The sequence below is a fragment of the Paraburkholderia sp. Cy-641 genome, from assembly GCF_011752945.1.
Taxonomy (GTDB): domain Bacteria; phylum Pseudomonadota; class Gammaproteobacteria; order Burkholderiales; family Burkholderiaceae; genus Paraburkholderia.
Genome location: NZ_VWWM01000123.1, coordinates 1 through 4,982 on the forward strand (window position 1 = coordinate 1; position 4,982 = coordinate 4,982).

Genomic DNA, 4,982 nt, shown 5'->3' on the forward strand with positions numbered 1-4,982 from the left:
TGCACGCCGGTATGGCTCGGCGGACCCGGCGGCAGCGCGCGCGTGCTCGCGGCCGCGGCGCCGCGCATCGCGCCGTTGCTGACGTCGATCACGGTGCCCGACGACGGCGCCTGCGTGCTCGTCGATTTCTTCAGCCGCTATCCGGTTCGCGAAGTGCTCGGCGCAGTGCACGACGACGCGCCCGACGATGCACCCGGCGGCAAGCGAAGCTCGACGGCCGTACCCGACGGCCCGTTGCGCGGCGAGTTTCGGGTCGGCTTCGTCAACGGCAACTGGGCGCGCGTGACGAGCCGTGGCGAACTGCGGCTCGACCGGAACGGGAGCGGCGCGCCGCAGATCGTCGGCCGGTTCGGCATGAACGACTACGTGGCGCGCGTGGTCGAGCGCGAGGGCGACACGAGCCAGCCGGAAGCCGCCAAGGCGCTCGCGGTCGCGGCGCGCACCTACGTCGTGCAGCACGGCCGCCACGACCACGGCTGCTTCCGTATCGACGACAGCAGCAGCACGCAGCGCGTCCTGCCGCGCACTCCCGAGCCCGCCGCGCGCCGGGCCGCCGATCTGACCGATGCGCTCGTGCTGACCGGCGTGCCGGTCCAGTATCACCACGACAAGGCCGCGCCGGGGCAGATGAGCTGGCTCGACGCGAAGGCATCCGCGCAAGGCGGCCGCGCGTTCGACGCGATTCTCGCGCGCACCTGGCCGCAGGCGACGCTGACTTCGTTCGAGAGTCCGCTCGCGGGCGACTGCATCGCGGTGGCCGGCGCGCAAGCCTGGCTGCAACGCAACGCGCCGCTGTGGGCACGCCGCCTGGAAGGCGCGGACGGCTACGAGACGCCCGATCTGCCGGCCGTGTGCGCGGTGCGCGAAGGGCGGCCCTATGCCGACGCGCAGCGCAATCGCGTCTACGTGTACCGCCTCGTGACCGAAGAGGACCGCATCGCGTTGACGCACGAATACCTGCACCTCGCGTTCCAGCATCATCCGCGCGGGCTCGACGAAGCGTTCGTCGAGCGCACCGCGCGTCTGCTGATCCGCACCGACGGGCAGATTCAATGAGCGAGCCCATGAACGATTCGACGAGCGATGTGATGAGGCGGATTTTTTCCCGTGTAGAGCGTGAGACAGGAGCGGTAACGATGAAATCCAGCGCGACAGGTTGGCTGAAGGCGGCGGGCTGGTGGCTCGTCGTCTGCGTGCAGACGGCGCCGGCCGCCTGGGCGGGCGATATCGACTTCAGTGCGCCGCTGAACGGCTGGCGCAACACGAGCGGCGACAGCGAGCGCTATACGCAGGACGTGCACTACCCGGCGGTGTCGGTGTCGACGCCGGAAGGGCAGTCGAAATTCGCACTGATCGAAGGGCAGATCCGCAACACGCCGAAGAAGAAGGGCACCTCGGTGGGCACGCTCGTCGTGAACGGCACGCCGCTGCCACAGCGCGTCGAGGAAGACGGCCGCTTCTCGCGGCCGTATGCGTTTCCGTCCGGCAGCAACAGCGTCGAATTGCGCGCCCCGGACGGCAGCCGCAAGCGCGTGCAGTTCTACGACGCCTACAGCGGCAAGACGCAGCCGAAGCTGCGCGTGGTGCTCGCATGGGACACCGACGGCACCGACCTCGATCTGCACGTCGTCTCGCCCGACGGCGCGCACGCGTGGTACGGCGATCGCGTGACGCCCAACGGCGGCTCGCTCGACGTCGACGTGACGACCGGCTACGGGCCGGAGATCTATTCGTCGGCGGCGCCGCTCAAGGGCACCTACCTCGTGTTCGTCAACTACTACGGCAACGGCAATAGCGGCAGCGACATAACGGTCGCGCAGGTCACGATTATCACGAACGAGAACACGCCGGACGAGAAGAGCGAAACGATCCGCGTGCCGATGCGCAAGCCGGGCGAGCTGACGCTCGTGAAGACGTTTGTGATGCCGTGAGGCCGGGGGGGCGCGCGATAAGCGCGGGCGTGTATGCGGACGATGGTGGGCGAGGTTTGCGACTTCTCGTGAGCGCGCGCGTGAAATCGAGTGGGCTCAATGAGTTAGCGCGGTCATGCGCAGGTTGTCCACAAGCTTGTTCCCAGTTTCTGTGGACAACAATCGAACGCCTGTTTGGACCGGCGTGAAGCGCCATGTCGTGCGACGCGGCGAAGCAAAGGCACGCGTGCGGGCATGGGGGGCGGAAGAAGTTATGCGTGCGCTGCGTGTTCTATTGCTGTCGCGAAGAATGGAGCGCGAATAGCCATCACGCGCGCGAAGATCGCCCTGTGTTTCCACATGCGTGCTACGCGGCTGAAGGGAGCAGGCAGCAGAAGTCACCGTTGGCCGGTTGGTTCTGCTGCTTGTGTATGAGGCGGGGGTGTTGCGGCTTGCCGTGCGGGGAGCACGGCAAGCATGAAGGCCTGAACGCGGCCTGAAGGTGAGGGTGGCCGAGGCTTAACGGTCGAGGAACGACTTCAGACGGTCAGCGCGGCTCGGATGCATGAGCTTGCGCATTGCCTTGCTTTCGATCTGACGGATCCGCTCGCGCGTGACGTCGAACTGCTTGCCCACTTCCTCGAGCGTGTGGTCCGACTTCGTATTGATGCCGTAGCGCATGCGCAGCACCTTCGCTTCGCGCGGCGACAGCGAGTCGAGCGCGTCGTCGATGGCGGCGCGCAGGTCGGCCTGCATTGCCGCATCGGCCGGCGAGGAAACGCCTGCGTCTTCGATCATGTCGCCGAGCGTCGCGTCGCCGTCGTCGCCGACCGGCGTTTCCAGCGAGACCGGCTGCTTCGCGATCTTCAGAATGCCGCGCACCTTCTCTTCCGAGAGTTCCATGCGCTCGGCGAGCACGGCCGGATGTGCTTCCTGGCCGGTCTGCTGCAGAATTTCGCGCGAGATGCGGTTCAGCTTGTTGATCGTTTCGATCATGTGCACCGGCACGCGGATCGTGCGCGCCTGGTCGGCGAGCGAACGCGTGACAGCCTGGCGAACCCACCACGTCGCGTACGTCGAAAACTTCCAGCCGCGACGGTATTCGAACTTGTCCACGGCCTTCATCAGGCCGATATTGCCTTCCTGGATCAGGTCGAGGAACAGCATGCCGCGGTTCACGTACTTCTTCGCGATCGAGATCACGAGACGCAGGTTCGCCTCGATCATCTCGCTCTTGGCCTTGCGCATCTTCGACTCGGCCGCGACCATCTGGCGGTTGATCTCTTTCAGCTCCTTGAGCGGCAGGGAAACCGTCGCTTCGATTTCGATCAGCTTCTGCTGTTCGGACTGGATCGCCGGCAGATGGCGCTCGAGCGCCGCGCTGTAGGCCGTCGAGGCCGGGCGCGCCGCGCGCTCGGTCCAGCCGAGGTCGGTTTCGCTGCCGCCGAACGATTCGATGAACTTCTCGCGCGGCATGCCGGCCTTCGAGACGACGATTTGCAGGATGTTGCGCTCGATCGAGCGCACTTGCGCGACCTGATGCTGCACGTCGCCGCACAGGCGGTCGATCGTGCGGGCGGTGAAGCGGATGCGCGCGAGGTGCAGCTGGATGTCTTCGCGGGCGCGCAGATAGGCTTTCGAGCCGACGTCGCCGCGCGTGTGCGCCTCGCTCATCTGGTCGTACAGGATGCCGACCTGCGCGAAGATTTCGAGGCAGTCGCTCGTGAGCTGCTTCAGACGCGCTTCGTCCGCCGCCGCTGAGTCGGCCTGGCCGACGTCGTCGCCGTCCTCGTCTTCGTCGCTATCGTCGGAGTCGGTGTCTTCGTCGGCATCGGCGTCGGCGCTTGAGTTCGAGTTCGAGTCTTCTTCCGCGGCCACGTCGTCTTCATTGAGACCGTCGACCAGTTCGTCGATGCGCAACTCGCCGTCGGCCACCTGCTGGGCGCTCGCGAGAATCGCGGAGATCGCGAGCGGGCACGCTGCGATCGCCTGCACCATCTGATGCAGACCGTCTTCGATGCGCTTCGCGATTGCGATTTCGCCCGCGCGAGTCAGCAGTTCGGTCGCGCCCATTTCGCGCATGTACATGCGCACGGGGTCGGTCGTGCGGCCGAATTCGGAGTCGACGGTCGAGAGGGCGACTTCGGTTTCCTCGTCTGCCTGGTCGTCCGAGACGACGGTCGGCGTGTTCGAGTTCAGCAGCAGGGTTTCCGCGTCAGGGGCCTGCTCGTAGACCTGCACGCCCATGTCGCTGAACGCGCTGACGATGCTGTCGATCGCCGCCGTTTGCGTGAAGTTGTCGGGCAGGTGGTCGTTGATCTGCGCGTGGGTCAGGTAGCCTTGCTCCTTGCCTAGCTGGATCAGCGCGCGCATCAGGCGCTGACGTTCTTCGGCTTGTTGCGGCTGCAGTTCGGCCGCCACGGGGATCGCTTTGCCTGCGCCCTTGCCCTTGGCCGTGCGGCCCGAGGAAGCTTTGGCGATGAAGGCGGTTTCGTTTTGCGAATCTTCGCGATCAAAAGGGTTCACGTATTTTCCTCTAGAGGCTTCGCTATGAGACGCAAGACGCTACCGTCAGGCGTTTCGAGCAGGGCTCAGCATCACCTGATGTGACTCAACGCGGTTGTTTGGCTGTGCTCTGGGGAGCAAAAAGATGAGCCCGCTCGAAGCGGGCCGATAGAATGAATGCGAAATTTGCGCGGCTCGCATTATATACGAGCTTGCGTGTTCGCGCTCACGCTTGCACATCAATTAGTCATATTTGTGTTGCTTCGCAGACGTTGACGCATCACATGCGTGGGTGTTTCCGGCGGACGATGGGTTGATACGCGCATCGGCGGACATCGCTGCCGCTCGATATATGTGGAGATGTTTCGCCCTCACGCAAGGGGATCGGTTGCCATGCCCTCACACACTATGCATGAGGCGCATCTTTTTGCATCGGTTCGAAGAAAATTCGCGCAAGGGTCTTGACGTGACGTGGGGCGGTCAGCATAATCTCGTTTCTCTGCTGCAGACGCAGCGACGCAAACGAAGCGGTGCCGGGTGGTTTGGGTGCTGTGAGTTTGTGGACTG

The 4,982-nt window shown here is 64.9% G+C and carries 3 protein-coding genes; 2 read left to right on the top strand and 1 reads right to left on the bottom strand.

Annotation, left to right across the window (positions count from 1 at the left end):
• The coding region (locus tag F3J20_RS31575) for a DUF2300 domain-containing protein (RefSeq protein WP_167285824.1) at positions 1 to 1,056 on the top strand (1,056 nt) is incomplete at its 5' end.
• Between the two features lie 80 nt (positions 1,057 to 1,136).
• Entirely contained in the window at positions 1,137 to 1,931 is a 795-nt protein-coding gene (locus F3J20_RS31580; RefSeq protein ID WP_167285825.1) for a DUF2135 domain-containing protein, read from the top strand.
• Between the two features lie 498 nt (positions 1,932 to 2,429).
• On the opposite strand, the gene rpoD is transcribed toward F3J20_RS31580, so the two are convergent.
• Entirely contained in the window at positions 2,430 to 4,436 is a 2,007-nt protein-coding gene (gene rpoD, locus F3J20_RS31585) for an RNA polymerase sigma factor RpoD (RefSeq protein ID WP_167050336.1), read from the bottom strand.
• Positions 4,437 to 4,982 lie beyond the last annotated feature (546 nt).